This window comes from Nicoliella sp. ESL1149 (genome assembly GCF_058107265.1).
This window is the reverse complement of record NZ_JBYLUE010000002.1, coordinates 1,025,021-1,046,907: the sequence shown is the minus strand read 5'-3', so window position 1 is coordinate 1,046,907 and position 21,887 is coordinate 1,025,021. Positions and strand designations below refer to the sequence as shown.

Annotated in this window: 17 protein-coding genes and 1 tRNA gene; 2 read left to right on the top strand and 16 right to left on the bottom strand. The window is 36.4% G+C overall.

Annotated elements, in window-relative coordinates; all coding sequences use genetic code 11:
• Positions 1 to 11 precede the first annotated feature (11 nt).
• From rnr to gap, 7 genes are all read right to left on the bottom strand, one after another.
• Complete coding sequence (gene rnr / locus AC3B6G_RS05045; protein WP_489849312.1) at positions 12 to 2,363, bottom strand: ribonuclease R; 2,352 nt, start codon at positions 2,361 to 2,363, stop codon at positions 12 to 14.
• A 120-nt stretch (positions 2,364 to 2,483) separates the two neighbouring features.
• Positions 2,484 to 2,720: a preprotein translocase subunit SecG gene (gene secG / locus AC3B6G_RS05040; RefSeq protein WP_489849311.1), complete on the bottom strand. Its 237-nt coding sequence runs from the start codon at positions 2,718 to 2,720 to the stop codon at positions 2,484 to 2,486.
• A gap of 76 nt (positions 2,721 to 2,796) precedes the next feature.
• Positions 2,797 to 4,083 (bottom strand): ClC family H(+)/Cl(-) exchange transporter, encoded by a 1,287-nt coding sequence (locus AC3B6G_RS05035; RefSeq protein ID WP_489849310.1) that lies wholly within the window; start codon positions 4,081 to 4,083, stop codon positions 2,797 to 2,799.
• A gap of 78 nt (positions 4,084 to 4,161) precedes the next feature.
• Complete coding sequence (eno, locus tag AC3B6G_RS05030; protein ID WP_489849309.1) at positions 4,162 to 5,481, bottom strand: phosphopyruvate hydratase; 1,320 nt, start codon at positions 5,479 to 5,481, stop codon at positions 4,162 to 4,164.
• Positions 5,482 to 5,678: 197 nt separating this feature from the next.
• Positions 5,679 to 6,434, bottom strand: coding sequence for a triose-phosphate isomerase (gene tpiA, locus AC3B6G_RS05025; protein ID WP_489849308.1), 756 nt, complete (start codon positions 6,432 to 6,434; stop codon positions 5,679 to 5,681).
• 118 nt (positions 6,435 to 6,552) lie between these two features.
• Positions 6,553 to 7,767 carry a phosphoglycerate kinase gene (locus tag AC3B6G_RS05020; RefSeq protein WP_489849307.1) on the bottom strand — a complete coding sequence of 405 codons (1,215 nt, stop codon included), beginning with the start codon at positions 7,765 to 7,767 and terminating at the stop codon, positions 6,553 to 6,555.
• 154 nt (positions 7,768 to 7,921) lie between these two features.
• On the bottom strand, positions 7,922 to 8,932 hold the full coding sequence (gene gap, locus AC3B6G_RS05015; protein WP_489849306.1) for a type I glyceraldehyde-3-phosphate dehydrogenase: 1,011 nt from the start codon (positions 8,930 to 8,932) through the stop codon (positions 7,922 to 7,924).
• A gap of 273 nt (positions 8,933 to 9,205) precedes the next feature.
• Here gap and AC3B6G_RS05010 point away from each other — a divergent pair.
• Positions 9,206 to 9,277: transfer RNA gene (locus AC3B6G_RS05010), tRNA-Arg, on the top strand.
• A 119-nt stretch (positions 9,278 to 9,396) separates the two neighbouring features.
• The gene (locus AC3B6G_RS05005; protein WP_489849305.1) at positions 9,397 to 10,002 is read left to right on the top strand and encodes an ATP-dependent Clp protease proteolytic subunit; all 606 of its coding nucleotides are present in this window, start codon (positions 9,397 to 9,399) and stop codon (positions 10,000 to 10,002) included.
• 61 nt (positions 10,003 to 10,063) lie between these two features.
• Here AC3B6G_RS05005 and whiA read toward each other — a convergent pair whose 3' ends face one another.
• The 9 genes from whiA to hprK all read right to left on the bottom strand — a co-directional run bounded on the left by whiA (position 10,064) and on the right by hprK (position 21,884).
• Positions 10,064 to 11,002: a DNA-binding protein WhiA gene (whiA, locus tag AC3B6G_RS05000; protein WP_489849304.1), complete on the bottom strand. Its 939-nt coding sequence runs from the start codon at positions 11,000 to 11,002 to the stop codon at positions 10,064 to 10,066.
• 28 nt (positions 11,003 to 11,030) lie between these two features.
• A complete protein-coding gene (locus AC3B6G_RS04995) occupies positions 11,031 to 12,008 on the bottom strand; it encodes a gluconeogenesis factor YvcK family protein (protein WP_489849303.1) in 978 nt (325 codons plus the stop codon).
• A gap of 64 nt (positions 12,009 to 12,072) precedes the next feature.
• Complete coding sequence (uvrA, locus tag AC3B6G_RS04990; protein ID WP_489849302.1) at positions 12,073 to 14,937, bottom strand: excinuclease ABC subunit UvrA; 2,865 nt, start codon at positions 14,935 to 14,937, stop codon at positions 12,073 to 12,075.
• A gap of 20 nt (positions 14,938 to 14,957) precedes the next feature.
• On the bottom strand, positions 14,958 to 16,985 hold the full coding sequence (gene uvrB, locus AC3B6G_RS04985; RefSeq protein WP_489849301.1) for an excinuclease ABC subunit UvrB: 2,028 nt from the start codon (positions 16,983 to 16,985) through the stop codon (positions 14,958 to 14,960).
• Positions 16,986 to 17,080: 95 nt separating this feature from the next.
• Complete coding sequence (trxB, locus tag AC3B6G_RS04980) at positions 17,081 to 18,001, bottom strand: thioredoxin-disulfide reductase (RefSeq protein WP_489849300.1); 921 nt, start codon at positions 17,999 to 18,001, stop codon at positions 17,081 to 17,083.
• A 90-nt stretch (positions 18,002 to 18,091) separates the two neighbouring features.
• Positions 18,092 to 18,982, bottom strand: coding sequence for a UTP--glucose-1-phosphate uridylyltransferase GalU (gene galU, locus AC3B6G_RS04975; RefSeq protein WP_489849299.1), 891 nt, complete (start codon positions 18,980 to 18,982; stop codon positions 18,092 to 18,094).
• 30 nt (positions 18,983 to 19,012) lie between these two features.
• The gene (locus AC3B6G_RS04970) at positions 19,013 to 20,032 is read right to left on the bottom strand and encodes an NAD(P)H-dependent glycerol-3-phosphate dehydrogenase (RefSeq protein ID WP_489849298.1); all 1,020 of its coding nucleotides are present in this window, start codon (positions 20,030 to 20,032) and stop codon (positions 19,013 to 19,015) included.
• Between the two features lie 20 nt (positions 20,033 to 20,052).
• Positions 20,053 to 20,871, bottom strand: a complete 819-nt coding sequence (lgt, locus tag AC3B6G_RS04965; protein ID WP_489849297.1) for a prolipoprotein diacylglyceryl transferase — start codon at positions 20,869 to 20,871, stop codon at positions 20,053 to 20,055.
• Positions 20,868 to 21,884 carry an HPr(Ser) kinase/phosphatase gene (gene hprK / locus AC3B6G_RS04960; protein ID WP_489849296.1) on the bottom strand — a complete coding sequence of 339 codons (1,017 nt, stop codon included), beginning with the start codon at positions 21,882 to 21,884 and terminating at the stop codon, positions 20,868 to 20,870. The genes lgt and hprK overlap by 4 nt, the downstream gene beginning before the upstream one ends.
• Between the last annotated feature and the right edge of the window lie 3 nt (positions 21,885 to 21,887).

Below are 21,887 nucleotides of genomic sequence, written 5' to 3'. Positions count from 1 at the left end.
CACACCTCCAATTAACGTTTAGAGTTTGAATTAGAATGACCGTGATTACGATTATTATTATTAGTACTGTGGCTATGATTGCCATTATTACGGTGCCCATGGTTTCGGTTCGTGTTTCGATTTCCATTCCGACCCTTATTACCATTCCTACCACCACGACGATTATTATTATGTCGTGGATGATCTGGTAATAACCGACTCTTAGGTGCATCTTGGGGATTTACAATTTCAAAATCAACTTCACTTTGCGCAGCACTAGCCCCCACAACTTTAACCCGCACAGATTGACCAATTCGATAAGTCCGATGAGTTCTTTGTCCTACTAAAGCCAGGTATTTTTCAACATATTCATAATAATCATCTTTCATCCGACTAATATGAACAAGTCCCTCAACCGTATTTGGTAATTCAATGAACATTCCAAACTTCATTACAGAACTAACCGTTGCATCGTATTCTTCACCAATATGATCAGCCATGTATTCAGCTTTCTTCATGGAATCAGTATCCCGTTCAGCATCAATTGCACGACGTTCACACTTAGAAGTATGGGTCCCAATTTCTTCAAGGATTCCACCAAATTTAGCTTTACTTTCTTTATTAATTCCATGGTCTTCGTAGTAATGAATCATTCTGTGAACCATAGTATCTGGATAACGTCGAATTGGTGACGTAAAGTGGGTATAGAATTCAGCAGCTAAACCAAAGTGACCAAGGGATTGATCAGCATAACGAGCCTGCTTTAAACTCCGTAGTAACATAACGGAAACGACTGCTTCTTCCGGTTTCCCAGCAACCTTTTTCAAAACTCCTTGAAGCATCTTAGGCTTCAATTTACTAGGATCACCCTTAACATCAATTCCAAATGCCGTTAAGAATTCAAAGAATTTCTTTACTCGATCAGCATCAGGTGTTTCGTGAACCCGATATAAGAATGGGACATGCTTATCAAAGTAATGTTTAGCAACTGTTTCATTAGCTGCTAACATAAATGATTCAATCATTCGTTCAGCTAATCCCCGAACTCTCAATTGAATATCAATTGGGTGCCCAGTTTTATCAACGATAATCTTTGCTTCATTATCATCAAAGTCGATTGCTCCACGTCGTTTACGATGCTTGTAAAGAATCTTGTGTAATTCGCCCATTGTTTCAAACATGGGAACTAATTCTTTATATTCATCCATCGTTTTTTTATCATGAGATTCCAAAATGTTGTTAACGGCAGTATAAGTCATTCGAGCTTTAGAACGCATGAAACTAGGATGAATCCGATGTTTAATAATATGACCTTGGGGATTAATTTCCATTTCACAACTCATACAAAGTCGAAGTTCACCCTCATTTAAGGAACAAATCCCGTTCGATAATCGTCTAGGTAACATTGGGATTACTCGATCAGTTAAGTAAACAGAGGTTCCTCGACGATAAGCTTCCTTGTCTAAAGAACTTCCCTGCTTAACATAATGACTAACATCAGCAATATGCACTCCTAAATGATAGTTCCCATTTGGTAACTTCCAGGCAGTAACGGCATCATCTAAATCCTTAGATTCTTCACCATCAATCGTTACTAAATTTTGATCAGTAACGTCTTCACGCCCTTTTAATTCTTCATCTAAAACGTGATCAGGAATTGCATCTGCTTCTTGCATTACATCTTCTGGAAATTGGGCTGGAATATCATGAGCATAGACGATCTGAAGAATATCAATTCCTGGATCATCAACACTTCCGATAACTTCCTTCGCAATTCCGACCATCGCATCAGGATGTTCTTCATTTGGATACTCAGTAATTTCTGCGGTAACGACTTCACCCGGCGTTGGTTTCAAGCCAACATCGGTAACGTAAAATTGTTTCCCAGTTAATTTTTTATCTTTTAATTTAATTTGACCATAGTAACCCTGATCATCACCAGTTTTTTCGAACTCCCCAACAACTTGGGTATAGTTATGTTCAATAATCTTAGTGATTTTACCTTGTGGACCCTTATCAGCACTCTGAGAAGGTCCAATCACCTTAAATTCAACTGTATCACCATTCATTGCGTTCAAAGTGTAATCAGGAGCAATAAATGCATCTGGGGCAGTTTCATCGTAATCAATAAAACCAAATCCTTTAGGGTTAGCATGAAATGTCCCTTGTAATTGAACCTTGTTAGGATGCAAACGGAACTTACTTTCATCCGTCACGATTGCAACTCCTTCTCGTTCCAATTTAGCCAATTCTTGAACGATTAGAGTAAATGCATTTGAACCGTGATACCCTAAAACATCGGCAATTTCTTCAACTGTAAGCGGGCTATCTGGATATTGTTTTAAAACGCCTTCAACTTCTGTTTTTAAATTTTTATCTTCCAACTTTATTCCTCGTCAATCTTTATTTTATTCAATAGTTATATTTTAACATTAAATTCATTTCTTGCAGTTATTCCCGTTTATAAAAAAATTCCCCCGTTATGAGAGCGGAGGAATGAATTTTTAATGAGATGAGATCCAAACTAATGCCATCGCAATGGCAAAGAAGAATACTCCTAACACCATCGTTGTTTTTTGCATGAATGCATCAAACCCACGTGGCTTTGAACCTTTAAATAAATCATCAGCACCACCGGTCAATGATGACATTGCATCATCTGTTTTTGCCGGTTGCATTAAGACAGCAATCGTAATTAAAATACTGTCGATTATTAACAATAACATTAAAAAGTTATACACAATTATGCCTCCTAAATAGCTAATAAAGGCTGAAATCTATATGATTATTTTAGCATAAGTAACATGATTTATCCAACTATTGATTATGTGATGAAATTGGTGTTTTAACTAACAGTTTTTCCATCATTACTAAATAAATAGGACGTCCGTTTAAGAAATCAACGGTTAAATATGCTACCAATGTCACGATTGCCATTGGCATTAAATGTTCTATCGTTCCAACCATCTCAGTAATCAACAAAATTGCCGTGAATGGTGATTTACTAATGCAACCAAAATACCCAGCCATTGCAAATACGATCAAATTAATTACAAACATTTTTGGTAACCAACCAATCGTTACCATTATTTGGCCGTACAATCCACCAATCAATGCTCCTAACGTCAAAATTGGTAAGAAGATTCCACCTGGCGTTCCCGTTCCATAAGAAAGAGCTGAAAATACGAATCGAATCAAAAAGTAACATAATAACAACGATAATCCAGGAATTGTATTTGCTACTGAAATGATTAAACCATTTCCGCCCCCTAAGGTTTGGGGAAGCCACATTCCAATTGGAATGATTAAAAGTAATGGTAATACCAACTTATAATGCCCTAAAAAGGAGCAATAACGTTGATACCAATCACCAACATTCAAAGTAACAAATTGATAAAGGCGACCTAATAATCCAAGCCCAATTCCAAGAAGAATTAAGTGAGGATATTGAGAAAGTGGCAAAGCATGCGGTAATAAAATATGCAATACGGGAACTTGACCAAAAATAACCGTTGAAATAAAATTAGCACTTAATGCTGCTGAAAGCGTGATAAAAATCGTTTTGGTTTCAAAACGATGATAAATTTCTTCTAAAACAAAAAATGTACTAGCAATTGGAGCATTGAAAGCGGCAGCCAAACCAGCTGCTGCTCCCCCAGCAATCAACAATCGTTCTTGGCTTTCGTTATGATGAAATAAGGCTGAAACAGCTTGGGCAGTTGTTGAGCCTAATTGAATTGAAGGTCCTTCCCGACCAAGAAACAAACCACTTCCAATCGCTAAACTTCCCCCAATAAATTTTCGCCATAATACTGGCCAAAAGCGATAATTCATTTTTTGCATTAATTGGCCTTCAACTTGTGGAATTCCAGATCCGTTAATATTTTTTTCTTGTTTCATTAATTTACTAACGATGAAGGCAATTGATAAATTAATAAATAAAATCAAACATAACACCAATGAATTATGCTGTGCAATGGAGTATAACATCACCATTCCCTTTAAAATCCAACTAATAATCAAGCGAAAACTACTAACTACGACCCCTGTCATCAGTCCAGCCATTATTCCATTCAAAATAATTAAAACTTTCTCACGTCGCAAAATCAACCCATCCTTTACATATGTACAAAAAAAGACGAATCAAATGATTCGCCCCTTTTCAGAACCGTAAAAATTAAATTACTTGTTCATGATGTTTTCACGAGCTTGGTCTGATAAGTTGTAGAATGAATGAATACCCTTGTATTGAGCAACATCACCAAGTTGATCTTCAATTCTCATTAATTGATTGTACTTAGCAATTCTTTCACCACGACTCATTGAACCAGTCTTAATTTGACCAGCGTTCAATGCAACAACTAAATCAGCAATAGTGGTATCTTCAGTTTCACCAGAACGGTGAGAAACAATAGCAGTGTAACCTGCTTCTTTAGCTTCTTCAACAGCTTCAACAGTTTCAGTTAAAGTACCGATTTGGTTAAGCTTGATTAAGATTGAGTTAGCAACACCCATCTTGATACCCTTAGCTAAGAACTTAGGGTTAGTAACGAACAAGTCATCACCAACAAGTTGTACTTTCTTACCTAATTCAGCAGTAGCTTCTTTCCAGTCATCCCATTCGTTTTCATCCAAAGGATCTTCGATTGAAACGATTGGGTACTTGTCTACTAAGCTTTCAAGTAACTTAACGAATTCACTAGCAGTGTATGACTTGCCGTCACCCTTTAAGTTGTACTTCTTAGTTTCTGGATCGTAGAATTCAGATGAAGCACAGTCAAAGGCAATAGAAATATCCTTACCTGGCTTGTAACCAGCACGTTTGATCGCTTCAATTAAAATTTCAAATGGTTCTTCATTGTTCTTTAAGTCAGGAGCAAATCCACCTTCATCACCAACGGCAGTGGAGTATCCACGTTCGTTAAGGATGTTCTTTAAGTTATGGAATGTTTCTGAACCCATACGAATAGCTTGTTTAACAGACTTGGCACCAACAGGCATGATCATAAATTCTTGGAAATCAACCTTGTTGTTAGCATGCTTTCCACCATTGATAACGTTCATCATTGGAGTTGGTAATACGTGACCGTAGAAACCACCAATGTAGTTGTATAATGGAACACCTAATTCGTCAGCAGCGGCACGAGCAGCAGCTAAGGAAACACCTAAAATAGCGTTTGCACCTAACTTACCCTTGTTTGGAGTACCGTCAAGTTTAATCATTGCTTTATCAATTGCCATTTGATCAGTTACATCGTAACCAACAATTTCTTTAGCAATAATGTTGTTAACATTGTCAACAGCTTTAGTAACACCTTTACCCATGTAACGGTTCTTGTCACCATCACGTAGTTCGACAGCTTCGTGTTCACCAGTAGATGCACCAGAAGGTACGATTCCACGGCCAAATGCGCCGGCTTCAGTATAAAGTTCAACTTCAACAGTTGGGTTACCACGAGAGTCTAAGACTTCGCGAGCATAAATATCGGAAATAATTGACATATGATTCTCTCCTTAATATAAAGTTGTTACCTTAGGAATCAAGGTTAACGTATCTTGAACGGTCTTCCTAAACGGAAGTTTATAATCATAAGTGATTATGTATGGATCCGTCCACTACCCATTTATTAATACTATTTTATAATACCATTTTTTAATTTTAAAACCAATACATACAGCATAAACCACCCATATTTTTATCAATAATTAATTAGTTTTAAAAAACTGTTGGGATTTAAACTAGCTGTTCCAACTAAAACTCCATCGATATCAGGCTGATTCATTAAATCATTTACGTTATCATCAGAAACACTACCACCATAAAGAACCCTCACACGTTCAGCAATTTCTTGAGAGTATAAATGACTAATGGTTGCTCTAATTAATCGGCATCCTTCTTCAGCCTCATCCGCACTAGCACTTTCTCCAGTTCCAATCGCCCATGTAGGTTCATAAGCCATCACAATATGTTCAGCTTCTTTAATGGAGATTCCCTTTAAAGCACTAATAACTGGACTAACGACCCATTCACCCTTGTGACTAACTTGTGAACGAATTAAAGTTTCATCACAACAAACGATTGGTGTCATTTTGTTTCTTAAAATTGCATGAACCTTTTTATTTAATGTTTCATCTGTTTCATGAAAGTACATTTTCCGTTCTGAATGACCAGCTAGAACATATCTAATTCCAATTTGAGATAAACATTTGGGGCTAATCGCTCCTGTATATGCTCCAGAGTCTTTAAAATAACAATCTTCTGCAGCAACATCGACGCAAGACCCCTCCGTTAACTGGACTAATTGCTCCAAGAAAAGAGGTGAGGCAGCAATTACAACTTCTCGGTCCAATTTATTTGGTAAATTAGTAGTTAAATCTTTTACATAAGGTGCCACATCTTTAGGTGTCATGTTCATTTTCCAATTAGCAGCAATAATTGGCGTTCTTTTTGGCAATTTAAGTCATCCTTTCCTTCAGGACTAATATTACCATTTTACTATAAACCAAAACCTTTGGAAAACAAAAAAGCCAATGAAATTAATCATTGGCAATTTCTTATCTAATTTGTAAGGATTACTTGTCGCTTAATGAAGCAATACCAGGTAATACGTTTCCTTCAAGATATTGAAGTGAAGCTCCACCACCAGTAGAAACATGGCTTAACTTATCAGCAACACCAAGCTTCTTAACAGCAGCAGTTGAATCACCACCACCAACAATGGTAGTAGCATCAGTTAATTCACCAAGGTAACGACCAATTGAAAGGGTACCCTTAGCAAAGTTGCTTAATTCGAACACACCCATAGGTCCATTCCATACAACTGTCTTAGCAGTCTTAAGAACGTTTTCAAATTCAGCAATTGACTTAGGGCCAATATCTAAGGCCATTTCACCATCAGGAATGTCACCTTCGACAACTTCTGACTTAGCATCGTTATCGAACTTAGGTGCACATACGTTATCAACAGGTAAGACGATCTTGTCGCCACCCTTTGCTAAGATTTCCTTAGCAACATCGATCTTGTCTTTTTCAACAAGAGAGTTTCCAATCTTGATACCCTTAGCAGCGTAGAATGTATAAGTCATTCCACCACCAATGATAATCTTATCAGCTTTACCTAATAAGTGGTCAATAACACCAATCTTATCAGAAACTTTGGCACCACCTAAGATAGCAACGAATGGACGTTTAGGATTATCAACAGCATTACCTAAGTACTTGATTTCCTTAACCATTAAGAAACCAGCAGCGGCAGGCTTACCAGCTTTTTCCATGGCAGTAGCAATACCGACATTAGAAGCGTGGGAACGATGAGCAGTACCGAAAGCATCATTAATAAATACATCACCTAATGAAGCCCAGTATTCACCTAATTTAGGATCGTTACCGGATTCACGTTTAACGTATTTGCCATCAATAACATCTTGGAAACGAGTGTTTTCAGCTAATAATACTTCGCCATCACTCATGTTGTTAATAGCGTCTTCAAATTGTTTTCCTTCGTTCGTAGGAACAAAAGTAACAGGCTTGTTAAGAAGATTTGAAAGACGTTCAGCAACTGGACGAAGTGAAAGTTCTTTCTTATCATCTTCGGTCTTAACACGACCTAAGTGTGAGAACAAGATGGCTTTACCATCATGTTCAATTACATACTTGATTGAAGGTAATGCAGCCACGATACGGTTGTCATCACCAATTACGCCGTCTTTAATTGGGACATTAAAGTCGACACGCATTAAAACTTTTTTATCTTTTAAATCTAAATCAGAAATAGTTAATTTAGCCAATTTAGAATCCCCCTTAAGTTTTTGTTTTGAATACAATACTAATATACAACATTTAGCATTATTTCTCAAAGCATACACCTTGCATATCAGTAATTATGATACAAAAAAAGATGGGAAAGAAACCCATCTTTTTTCTGTTTGTTTAAACTTTATTTTATAGTTTAGCGAAGTGTAATAAAGTACGAACCATGTTACATGTGAATCCGTATTCATTATCGTACCATGCTAATACACGAACGATTTGTTCGTCATCATCACCAGAAATAACCTTAGTGAAGGCAGTTTCTAATAATGAACCATGAGTATCGTCACGGATATCAGTTGATACAACTTCATCATCGGTGTAACCAAAGGCATCGTTTTCTTTGCTTCTTAAGTAATCGTTTAATTCTTCAGCATCGATCTTAGTCTTAGGAACAAAGTCTAATTGAGTTACTGAACCATCTGGAGTAGGTACACGTAAAGCGTAACCAGTTAACTTACCGTTTAATTCAGGAACAACTAAACCAATAGCCTTAGCAGCACCAGAAGAGTGAGGAATAATATTGATAGCAGCAGCACGGTTGTTTTGAACCTTCTTGCTTACAGGACCATCAAGAGTTGCTTGAGTAGCAGTGTATGAGTGGGCAGTAACCATACTACCGACCTTAATACCGTACTTTTCGTTGATCCAGTAAGCCATAGGTGCTAAACAACTAGTGGTACATGAACCAGCGGAAACGATAACGTCATCATGGTCAAGAGTGTCCAAGTTAACGTTAGGAACAACAGTCTTAACATCATTACCAGCAGGTGCTGAAACTAAGACACGCTTTACACCGGCCTTGATATGAGCTTCTGACTTTTCTTTTGAAGTGTAGAATCCAGTACATTCAAGAACGAAGTCAACGCCATCATTCTTAACCCATGGAATCTTTGAAGCATCTGGTTCAGCGTATACAGGGTATTCCTTACCATCAACAACGATACCGTTGTCAGTAGAAGAAACTTCACCAGGATACTTGCCATGTGTAGAATCATACTTCAATAAGTATGCTAACATTGCAGGAGTAGTTAAATCATTGATAGCTACAACTTCAATATCCTTTGAGTTTAATTGCTTAATACGTCTGAAAGCTAAACGACCAATACGGCCGAAACCATTAATACCAATCTTTACTGTCATACTGTATTTCCTCCTTAGGGAATAATATTTTTATATTATTTAAAAGCAGTACGTTAGTATTCTACCACTTTTGAAATAGTATGTCAGCAATGAAGTTCTACTTATAAATAACTTCAAATTACCCAGCAACTTCATTACAAGACTAATTTTATCAGTCAATTTTTTCATTTGCAACTGTTGTGCTTAAAACTTACAAAGTTATTTCAGCTTGAAAAAAAGTTCAATTTAAGATATATTAGATAAGTGTTTTAAACCAGATTTATTAATTATTTTGCGCCTGTAGTGTAATGGATCGCACGTAAGATTCCGGTTCTTGAGATGAGGGTTCGATTCCCCCCAGGCGCATTAAAGACTCATTTTATTAAATGAGTCTTTATTTTTAGGCAAATGTTTTGACCTTAATTGACCAATCATTTAAAATTAAGGTTGTTAATTTAGATAATTATTTAAGGAGGGAATTATTTATGAACTTAATCCCAACAGTGATTGAAAAATCAGGTGGTGGCGAAAGAGCTTACGATATTTATTCTCGATTATTAAAGGATCGTATCATTATGCTTTCTGGTCCAATCGAAGATAACATGGCAAACTCGATCATCGCTCAATTATTATTCTTAGATGCTCAAGATTCCGATAAAGATATTTACTTATACATTAATTCTCCAGGTGGTGTCATTACTTCTGGAATGGCAATTTACGATACAATGAAATTTGTTAAATCAGATGTTCAAACCATCGTAATGGGAATGGCTGCTTCAATGGCAAGTGTTCTCTGCTCTTCAGGTACTAAGGGGAAGCGTTTTGCTTTACCACATGCTCAAGTTATGATTCACCAACCTTCTGGTGGTGCTCAAGGAAAGCAAAGTGATATTGAAATCGCCGCTGAATCCATCTTAAGTGCCCGTAAGATGTTAAATAAGATTTTAGCTGAAAATTCTGGTCAAACAGTTGCTAAAATCAATCGTGATACTGATCGTGATAACTACTTAACTGCTGAAGAAGCTGTTAAATATGGATTACTTGATGGTATTATGACTAACAAAGATGATCCTCGTAATACGAAGAAATAATCTTAAAAAAATAAAAGAGCCATCGGATTAAATCCGATGGCTCTTTTTGTATCTAAATTAACTATTCAACTTTTTCATCTTTTAATTCTTCAGCAAATTCATTAATTTTTCGAAGCCGATGATTAATTCCAGATTTTGAAATGGAACCACTAGGTAACATTGTTCCTAATTCTTTTAAACTAACTTCTGGATTTTGAATTCGAACTTCAGCAACTTCCTTTAATTTTTCAGGTAAATGATCTAGCCCAACTGTATCACTAATCAATTTAATATTAGCAATCTGCTTGGTCGCTGCATTAGCAACTTTATTCATATTTGCATTTTCACAATTAACTAAACGATTAACCGAGTTACGCATATCACGCATAATCCTAATATCCTCAAATTGTAACATTGAATTAGTTGCCCCAATTAACTGCAAGAAGTCAGCAATTTGTTCAGCACCCTTTAAATAGGTGATGTATCCATTTCTTCGTTCAGTCATTCGAGCATTTAAATTATAATGATTCATCATTTCAGCAATCATTTCATTGTGATCTTCATATTGGGAATAAATCTCTAAATGATAACGTGATTTTTCAGGATTATTAACAGATCCGCCAGCTAAAAAAGCGCCACGTAAATATGAACGAACTTGAGCATCGGACTGTAACAATTCTTTAGGAACTCGTTCTACCAACTGATAATTTTCTAGAATCCCTAAATCTTTTAAAACTGCAGAAACATCACTATTAACTCTTACAACATACAAGTTATTCTTTTTTAGTTTCATTCGTTTTCGAACAACAACGTTACTTTCCACATCATAAAATTGAAGAAGCAAAAGATAAATTCGCCGTGCAATTGCAGGATTTTCGGTTTGAACATTCAAGTTAAAAGAATGATCAACAATCGTCAGTGAGCCATTCATTCTAATCAATGCCATTAATTCTGCTTTGGCATTGTCCCGATGAACGTTTAGAGTTGTTAGTTCCTTTTTAACGTGACTAGCGTAAGACAATCTAAATTCCTCCACTTCATTTTAATAATCAATGAAGTAATTTTAATAATTGCTCCACAACGGCTTGTCCATTATGATAAGCGCCATGATTAACCAATCGTAAGAAATCCCCCTGAATTGATTTACAATGTTGTTCAGCAAGACCTTTTTCGTCATGAGTTACTTGATGTGATGATTCATCAAACTCATTTTCATTAATATAATCATTAGGCACTGGTCTTGAATTAACCAACACAGTATCAATAAATTGATGTCCCAAATTATGGTTCAATGCCCTAACGTGGTCTGCATCACTGAAATGTTCAGTTTCTCCATATTGCGTCATAATATTACATATATATATAACGGGAGCTGGCGACTTCAAAACCGCCGTTCCTAAATCTGGAATCAATAGGTTCGGTAATATACTAGTAAATAAACTTCCTGGCCCCATTACAATTTGGTCTGCATTCATAATGGCATCAATCACTTCAGGAACTGCAGTTGGATCTCCCTGTTTATCATCACGAGTTACCCATTCTTTAATGATTGGTTTTAAAGTGTTAGTGATTTCAGTTTCACCAGCCACTTCAGTTCCATCAGTAAATCGGGCATGCAGCGTAATTAACTTATCACAAGAAGGATAAACATGCCCCTTGATATGCATTATTTGAGAGAGGGTTTGAACTGCATTATTAATTCCGCCCTTCATTTCAGATAAAGCCGCGATTAATAAATTTCCAACCGTATGACCACCTAAAAAATGATCATCCCTGTGAAAACGATATTGAAACAACTGTTTACTTAATTCATCATCTGTTGATAACGCATCAATCGCATTTCTTAAATCACCAGGGGGTACCAATTTAATATCATTTCTTAAAATCCCCGATGATCCACCATCATCTGCGACGGTCACCACTGCAGTTACATCAACTGTTTGATCTCGTAATTGTTTTAAAATAACTGGTAAACCTGTTCCACCACCAATCACAACAATTTTAGGTTTTCGGGTTGCATTCGTCATGTTAATCCCTCCCTTCTTCTGTTTTAAATCAGACTGTAGTATACCACAAATTAATCTAGAATACTTATTTCTTCTTTTTCAATGCCTCTTTAGTCAAGGCAGTATCTTGTTTTAAGACCGGTTTCAAAAATTGACCAGTATAGCTTTCTTTAACTTTCGCCACTTCTTCAGGGGTTCCAGTAGCAATTACTTGTCCACCACCATCGCCACCTTCAGGTCCCATATCAATTAAGTAATCAGCCGTTTTAATTACATCTAAACTATGTTCAATGATCAAAACAGAATTACCCTTATCGACCAAGGCATGAAGAATCTTTAATAAGCGTCCAATATCATCAGTATGCAGCCCAATCGTTGGTTCGTCTAAAATGTAAAGATTTTTCCCACGCGATTGTTTATACAGTTCTGCTGATAACTTCATTCGTTGAGCTTCACCACCAGATAAAGTTGTTGCGGATTGACCCAGCTTAACATAGCCTAAACCAACTTCAGAAATCGTTTTAAGTTTACGAGTAATCTTAGGAATTGCACTAAAGAAATCCAATGCTTCATCTACAGTCATATCCAAAACATCAGCAATATTCTTTCCTTTATATTCAATTTCCAAAGTTTCGGAATTATAGCGTTTTCCATGACAAACTTCACAAGGAACATAAACATCCGGCAAGAAATTCATTTCAATTTTTAAAATTCCATCTCCATGACAGGTTTCGCAACGACCACCCTTAACGTTAAAACTAAAACGTCCCTTCTGGTAACCACGTAGTTTAGCCTCATTCGTCTCAGCAAACAAGGTGCGAATATCATCAAAAACACCAGTATAAGTAGCAGGGTTACTTCGTGGTGTTCGACCAATTGGACTCTGGTCAATATTAACGATTTTATCAATATTCTTATAACCGCGGATTGACTTATATTTACCTGGTTTTTCTGAATTATGGTTTAACTTTTGAGCTAATGCCCGTTTTAAAACCATATTAACTAACGTTGATTTCCCGGATCCAGAGACCCCAGTAACCACAACGAATTCTCCTAGTGGAAATGATACTGTAATATCCTTTAAATTATGAGCCTGAGCTCCAGTAACGGTAATTTTTTTCTTGTTTCCTTTCCGGCGTTTCAAAGGAACCGGAATAAACTTTCGATTTGCAAGATAATCACCGGTGATTGAATGATGATTTCTAGCAACCTGTTTAGGAGTTCCAGCAGCCATAATTTCGCCACCCTTAACTCCAGCTCCCGGGCCGACATCAACAATATAATCAGCCTGTTCCATGGTATCACGGTCATGTTCTACTACCACAAGTGTGTTTCCTAAATCACGCATTGATTTTAACGAATTGATCAAACGTTGATTATCCCGTTGATGTAACCCGATTGAAGGTTCATCTAACACATATAACACGCCAGATAAATTAGAACCAATTTGGGTTGCCAATCGAATCCGTTGGGCTTCACCACCAGATAAAGTTCCTGCAGCTCGAGATAACGTCAAATAACCTAACCCCACGTTCTCTAAGAAACTTAGTCGATCATGAATTTCTTTCAAAATTGGTTTAGCTACAACTTCATCTTGTTCGCCAAACTTTAATCCATCAAAAAAGTTTATTTCTTTTTCAATATCTAAATTACTCGTCTCACTAATTTGTTTTCCATCAATCTTAACACTTAACGCCTTAGGATTAAGTCGATATCCATGACAAGTTTGACAAGTCAATTCCGTCATATATTGACGTAATACTTTTCTTGTAAATTCACTATGAGTATTGTTAAAACGCCGTTCAATGTTCTTGATGACTCCCTCAAATGGCATATCTAAATCTTTCATCCCACCATAATGACTTTCAAACTTAAAGTGGAATAATTTCGTTCCGGAACCATACATTAACAAATCACGTTGTTTCTTAGTTAACTTATTGAATGGTTTATTCATATCAATCTTGAATTGTTCACATGCTTGTTTCAGCATATTTCCATAATATTCAGAACCACTAGGATCCCAAGGAGCAATTGCACCATTATAAATCGTTTGACTTTTATCTGGAATTACTAAATCAGGATCAACATCTAACTTAATTCCTAATCCATCACAATCAGGACAAGCGCCAAGTGGCGAATTAAAAGAAAAGAGGCGTGGTTCCAACTTACCAACCGTAAAACCACAATAAGGACATGAATAATGTTCAGAAAAGACAAGATTCTTTCCCTTTCCCATTAAATCGATCACTGCATATCCGTCACTTAACCGTAACGCCGTTTCTAATGAATCAGATAATCGAGATCTAACTCCGTCTTTCATAATGATTCTATCCACTACAACGTTGATATCATGACGTTTGTTCTTATCCAATTCAATTGAATCATCCAAATCCATCGTTTCTCCATCAATTTGGACCCGTACGAAACCTTCCCGTTTAATCTTGGCCAACATTTTTTTGTGTTGTCCTCGTTCTGCACGAACCACGGGAGATAAAATTTGCATCTTAGTTCGATCAGGCAATTGATCCATTTCTCCCATCATCTGGTCAACAGATTGACTGGTAATTTTAGTTCCATCGTTAGGACAGATTGGAGTTCCCACTCTTGCCCATAATAGGCGAAAATAATCATTAATTTCAGTTACGGTTCCAACTGTTGACCGAGGATTATGCGAAGTCGTCTTTTGATCGATTGAAATGGCTGGACTTAATCCGTCGATCGAATCCACATCCGGTTTATCCATTTGACCTAAAAATTGCCGTGCATATGAAGATAGACTCTCAACATATCGTCGTTGTCCTTCAGCATATAGCGTATCAAAAGCAAGTGAACTTTTTCCGGAACCAGATAATCCAGTCATAACTGTTAATTTATTTTTTGGAATACTAACATCAATGTCTTTTAAATTATGTTCTCGTGCCCCATGAATAATGATTTTATCATTTGCCATCTTGTTACCTCCGTTCTAAATTATTTTTTCATTTTACCTTTTAATTCAATAATCGTATCTCTTAAATTAGCTGCATGTTCAAAATCTAATTCTTTGGATGCTGTTTGCATTTCTTCAGTTAGATTATCCAACATCGCACCTTGGTCTTTTTTAGACATCTTTGCAAAGTCTTTGATAACTTCTTCGTCATTCTTAATTTCTTCAGCCGACTCAGTATTATCGTGTGATTGGACGGAAATAACTGGTTCCAATTTCTTCTTGATCGTATGAGGAGTAATGTGATGTTCTTTATTATACTTCTCTTGAATTTCCCGCCGCCGTTTAGTTTCATCGATTGCTCTCTTCATTGAATCAGTCATACTATCAGCGTACATAATTACTGCCCCATGCTCATTTCGTGCAGCACGACCAATCGTTTGAATCAGTGACCGTTCATTTCTCAAGAAACCTTCCTTGTCGGCATCCAAAATAGCAACCAAGGATACTTCAGGGACATCGATTCCTTCTCGCAATAAGTTAATTCCAATCAAGACATCGAATTTTCCAGCCCGCAAATCATGAATAATCTTCGTTCGTTCAAGAGTTTTAATGTCACTGTGTAGATAACGAACTTTAATTCCTAAATCTTTTAGATAATCAGTTAAATCTTCCGCCATCTTTTTAGTCAATGTAGTAACAAACGTTCGTTCATTTCGTTCAATCCGCTTATTAATTTCTCCAACCAGATCATCCATTTGTCCTTCGATCGGTCTTACCTCAACCGTTGGATCAAGTAATCCCGTTGGTCGAATAATCTGTTGAACTGTTTGGTCCGAATGTTCCATTTCATATGGACCAGGCGTTGCTGACATAAAAATAGCTTGATTAATATGCTTTTCAAATTCTGGCATCTTTAATGGACGATTATCCAACGCACTTGGTAATCTAAATCCGTAATCGATCAATTGTTGCTTTCGAGCTTTATCACCATTATACATTCCACCAACTTGTGGAATTGTTTGATGAGATTCATCAATTACCAATAAGAAATCCTTTGGAAAGAAATCCATCAATGTATATGGTGCTTCCCCAGGTTTCCGATTATCCATGTACCGCGAATAATTTTCAATCCCATTGGTATATCCCATTTCACGCATCATTTCAATATCATACGTTGTTCGTTGTTTTAACCGTTGTTCTTCTAGTAATTTACCTTCTTTGTGTAAAGTAGCTAATCGATCAGTTAATTCTTTTTGAATTCCATCTAGAGCCCGATCCATTGTATGGTCATTAGTCAAAAAGTGGGTGGCAGGGAAGATGATAATTTTTTTCCGATCACCAACAATTTCACCAGTTAATGTATCCACTTCTCTAATTCGATCAATTTCATCACCGAAGAATTCAATTCGATAAGCATACTTACTTCCAGAAGCTGGGAAAACTTCGACTACATCCCCACGAACCCGAAATCGTCCTCGTTGAAAATCAATATCATTTCGATCGAATTGAATATCAACTAGCTTACGAAGCAATTCATTTCGCTCAATTTCTTGGCCGACTTCTAATGGAATTGTGTGTTTAAAATATTCTTCTGGACTTCCTAACCCGAAGATTGCAGATACTGAAGCAACCACAATAACATCGTTCCGTTCTAACAATGCACTGGTTGCCGCATGTCGTAATTGATCAATTTCATCATTAATCGATGAATCCTTTTCAATATAAGTATCACTAGAAGGAACATATGCTTCTGGTTGATAGTAATCATAATAACTAACAAAATACTCAACCGCGTTATTCGGGAAAAAACGTTTAAATTCACTATATAATTGCCCGGCTAATGTCTTATTATGTGAAAGAATCAAAGTTGGTTTGTTTACGTTTTTAATTACATTCGAGATGGTAAAAGTCTTCCCAGTTCCAGTCGCTCCTAACAAGACTTGAATATGATCACCATCTTCAACTCCTTGCGTTAATTTCTTAATTGCTTGGGGTTGATCACCCGTTGGTTTATAGTCTGAAACCAAATCAAACTTGTTATCTGTTTTTCGATTTATTGAGTCAGTCATAATTGACCTCCCTTTTCGTTCCAATAAAAAATGGGTGGCACGATTGCCCCCCATCACTCTTATTATTATTTTAACACAACACAATTAGAATCGTTCTATTTTTGATTTTGAATATATTCAAAAGCATTTTGACCAGCAATTCCGCCATCTCCAACAGCGGTTACAATTTGACGAAGTTGCTTCTTTCTAACGTCTCCAATTGCAAAAATTCCAGGCACATTAGTTGCCATTTGGTCATTAGTTTCAATCCATCCCTTATCATCTGTAATTCCCAGATTACGGAAAGCATCAGTCATTGGAACATTCCCAACGTAAATAAATACTCCATCAGTAGCTAATTCACCAGCTTCACCGGTTTGATTATTCGTAATTTCAACCCCTGTTACCTTCATTTCATTTCCCTTAATAGCAGTAACATTGGTATTGTATACAAATTCAATCTTATCATTAGCAAATGCTTGATCTTGAAGGACCTTTTGAGCCCGCAATTGATCTCGACGGTGAATTACAGTTACCTTATCCACTAATTGAGCTAAATAAATACTTTCTTGAATGGCAGAATCACCACCACCAATAACGACAACATGCTTATTCTTAAAGAACGCTCCATCACAAACCGCACAATATGAAACTCCGCGTCCACTATAATCAGCTTCTCCAGGGACTCCTAATTCACGGTACTTAGAACCAGTGGCAATAATAACGACAGTAGCACTGAAATCGCCACTATCAGTATGGACAACCTTATGGTCTCCCATATTTTCGACTGAATCAACAGTTCCATACTGATACTTTGCTCCAAAATTGGTTGCATTCCCGTACATTGCTTCTGCTAAATCAGGTCCTAAAATTGATTTAAATCCCGGATAATTTTCAATTTCAGCCGTATTATTCATTTGACCACCGTAAATTCCACGGTCAATCATCATCACTGATAGATTAGCTCTTGAAGCGTATAAGGCACTCGTCATTCCACCAGGACCTGCTCCAATCACAATAACATCATAATTCTTCAAATTGTGAGCCTCCTTTATTTCGTTGTTAACTAAATAATAGACTACTATTTTTCAACAGTAATGTCTATTATTTTGGATACGATTTAATTTTTATTTATTGTCTTCTTCTTCTAACTTTTTAGCCATTTTTTTAATATATGGACGTAATTCATCAGCCACTTCTGGATGTTCCAAACCATATTCGATGTTCGTTCTTAACCAACCGAACTTGTTACCAGTATCGTAACGATCACCCTTAAATTCATGCGCGTAAACCTTTTGGCTCTTGTTCAATGTATCAATTGCATCTGTTAATTGAATTTCATTTCCCTTACCAGGCTTAGTATCCTTTAAAATATCAAAAATTTCAGGATTCAATAGGTAACGACCAATAATTGCTAAATCACTAGGAGCATCTTCTGGATTTGGTTTTTCAACGAAATTAGAAACATCGTAAAGGCCATCTTTAATTTCTTTTGTTGGATTAATAACCCCATACTTAGATGTTTCTTCGTGAGGAACTCTTAACACTGCAAGAGTAGAAGAACCAGTTTCTTCATAACTATCGATCAATTGCTTGGTCAAAGGTACCTTGGACTTGGCTAAATCATCACCAAGTAAAATTACAAATGGGTCATTGCCAACAAATGTCCGAGCTGTGTATACTGCATCTCCTAAACCACGTGGATGGCTTTGGCGAATAAAGTAGATGTTCATACCATTAGTCTTCCGAACAGCATCTAACATCTTCATTTTCCCCTTTTTTTCAAGGTTCATTTCCAATTCTGGATTAGAATCAAAATGATCTTCGATTGCTCTTTTTCCTTTTCCAATGATAATTAAAATATCAGTAATTCCTGATTTAACTGCTTCTTCAACAATTAATTGAATCGCAGGGGTATCAACAACTGGTAACATTTCTTTTGGCATTGCTTTGGTTTCTGGTAAGAAACGAGTTCCTAATCCCGCCGCTGGAATAATCGCTTTTTTAACTTTTTTCATTTTTAAATTCCTCTCTAAATTAAGTTCTTATTAATCGTCTAGTTCAGAACGTCCTTGACGCATCATCAATTCATGAATAGCATCCTTAATTGCTACATTATCATATAAAACATGGTAAATGGCACTTGTGATCGGCATATCAACTCCCCGATCTTTCGATAATTCATAAGCTGCTTTAGTAGTTGCAACTCCTTCAATTACCATTCCCATATTTTTAACAATGTCATCTAAAGATTGCCCTTTTCCTAGTTGGTTTCCGGCTCGCCAATTTCTAGAATCACTACTTGTTGCAGTAACAATTAAATCACCCATTCCAGATAATCCGGTAAAAGTTAACGGATTAGCTCCAAATGAAGTCCCAAGCCGTGCAATTTCAGCTAGTCCACGAGTGATCAATGAAGCTTTAGCATTATCACCATAGCCGAGGCCGACTAAAGCTCCTGCTCCTAAAGCAATAATGTTCTTCAAAGCCCCACCTAATTCTACTCCAATTACATCTGGGTTAGTATAGACCCGGAAATAATCACTCATAAATAATGATTGAATATGTTCAGCAATTCTAATATCAGAATTAGCAACTGTGACCAATGTAATATCACCACGAGCAACATCTTCAGCTTGACTAGGTCCAGAAATTACTGATATTGAATTTCGATTACTAGGGTCAATTTCTTCAGCTAAAACTTCAGACATTCTTTTATAAGTCTTGACTTCAATCCCTTTACTAGCATGGATAATGTTTGGTTTAATCCCTAATTCAGATAGAATCGGATTTACTTGTTTAGCTACAGAACGAGTAACTTGAGCAGGAACAACAAATAAAATGTCATCTACACCATTAATTGCTTCTTTCATATCAGAATATGCTTTTAATGCTGGTGAAAATTTAAAATCAGCTAAATATTTTGAATTAGTATGCTTTTGATTTAATTCATCAACTTGAGCTGGTTTATAAGACCATAAACGGACATCTTGACCGTTAGTAGCTAAAATATTAGCTAACATGCTTCCCCAAGATCCAGCACCTAAAACAGCAATTTTTTCAGTCATATTTTTATTCATTCCTTTTATTAGTTAGTTGTTAAATACCCATCTAAATACCAATCACTGCTATGATGTAATCTTCGATAGATAATTAATACAATTGAAATTACAAATAATAAGATCGATAACCATTGTGAAACTCTGATGTTACCGATCATTAAACTATCAGTTCTCATTCCTTCTACGAAGAAACGGCCAAATGAATACCAAATCACGTATGTAAAAAACACTTCGCCTTGTCGAAAGAGATGAGGAACATGTCTTAATGATAACAGAATTGCAAATCCTAATAAATCCCAAAGTGATTCATAAAGAAAAGTTGGCTGACGATAAAAACCACCAATAAACATTTGATTAATAATCAACGTTGGTAAATGTAAATGTTGCAAGAAGGCTAAGGTTGTAATTTGTCCAAATGCTTCTTGATTCATAAAGTTACCCCAACGACCAATTCCTTGGCCCATTATAATCGTTGGAGCCATCACATCAAGCATTAAACTAATTGGGATTTGATGATGTCGACAAAAAAAGTATACCACAAATCCGGCTCCAATTAATGCTCCGTAAATCGCAATTCCACCATCCCAAATTGCAATAATTTGATTTAAATGGTCTTGATAGTACCCCCATTGAAAAACAACGTAGTAAATTCGCGCACTAATAATTGCTACTGGTAAGGCATATAATACTAAATCATAAAAAGCATCTGCTTTTATTCCTAATGACGCCCCTTCTTTTACAGATAAATAAACTGCCAATAAAACTGCACTAGCGATAAATATTCCGTACCAATGAACTAAAATTGGGCCCAAATGAAAAGCAATCGGATTTAATGCTGCCATCATTTTTTATCATCCTTTCCATTCTTATGAAGTGCCTTTTGATTCTCCATCATGATTTTCTTTTCTTCTTGTTGATTTTCTAAATCATGAATGGAATTTTCTTTAATAAGATTATTTAAATTTTTTTCAAATGATTTAGTTGCATCATATCCCATGGATTGCGCTCTGAAATTCATTGCGGCTGATTCAATCAAGACAGCTAAGTTTCGTCCAGTTTTAACTGGAATCGTAATTCTTTGAACATCAACATCAAAAATCCTTCGGGTCTCATGATTATTCCCTAATCGGTCATAAGGTTGTTTTTCATCCCAATTGGAAAGATGAACGATTAAATCTACTCTCGTGTCACTACGAACAGCTCCAGCTCCAAACAACGTCATTGCATCAATAATCCCAATTCCTCTAATTTCAAGAAGATGTCTTAAAATTTTGGGCGATTGACCGATCAAAGTTTGTTCATCTTGTTGATACACCTCAACTCGATCATCAGCAATTAGGCGATGACCTCTTTTTATCAATTCCAAAGCCGTTTCGCTTTTTCCAACTCCTGAATCTCCGGTGATCAAAACTCCTAATCCATATATATCAACTAGTTCACCATGAATTGATTTACGATCAGCTAGTTTAGCTTCCAAATAGTTCGTCATATTACTTAACACGCGTGAAGTCGTTAACTTTGATCCCAGAATCGGTAACTGAGCTGTTTTAGCAGACCGAATTAACTCTTCAGGGGGATCTAATTGCGTTGAAATTACAAATGCTGGTGTCTCTGGTTGACACATTTTTTGCATCACATCAAACAATTGATCACTCGACATGCCCTTTGCATAAGATGTTTCTGTAATCCCTAATAATTGAATTCGTTTCGCAGGATAATAATTAAAATAGCCTGTTAATTCCAAGCCAGGACGAGAAATATCACTGGTCGTTATTCTTCGATCAAGATATTCTTTACCGTAGTACACATTTAAATGCGTATTATTAACTAAATCTTGAACAGTTACTTTCTCCGTCATTTT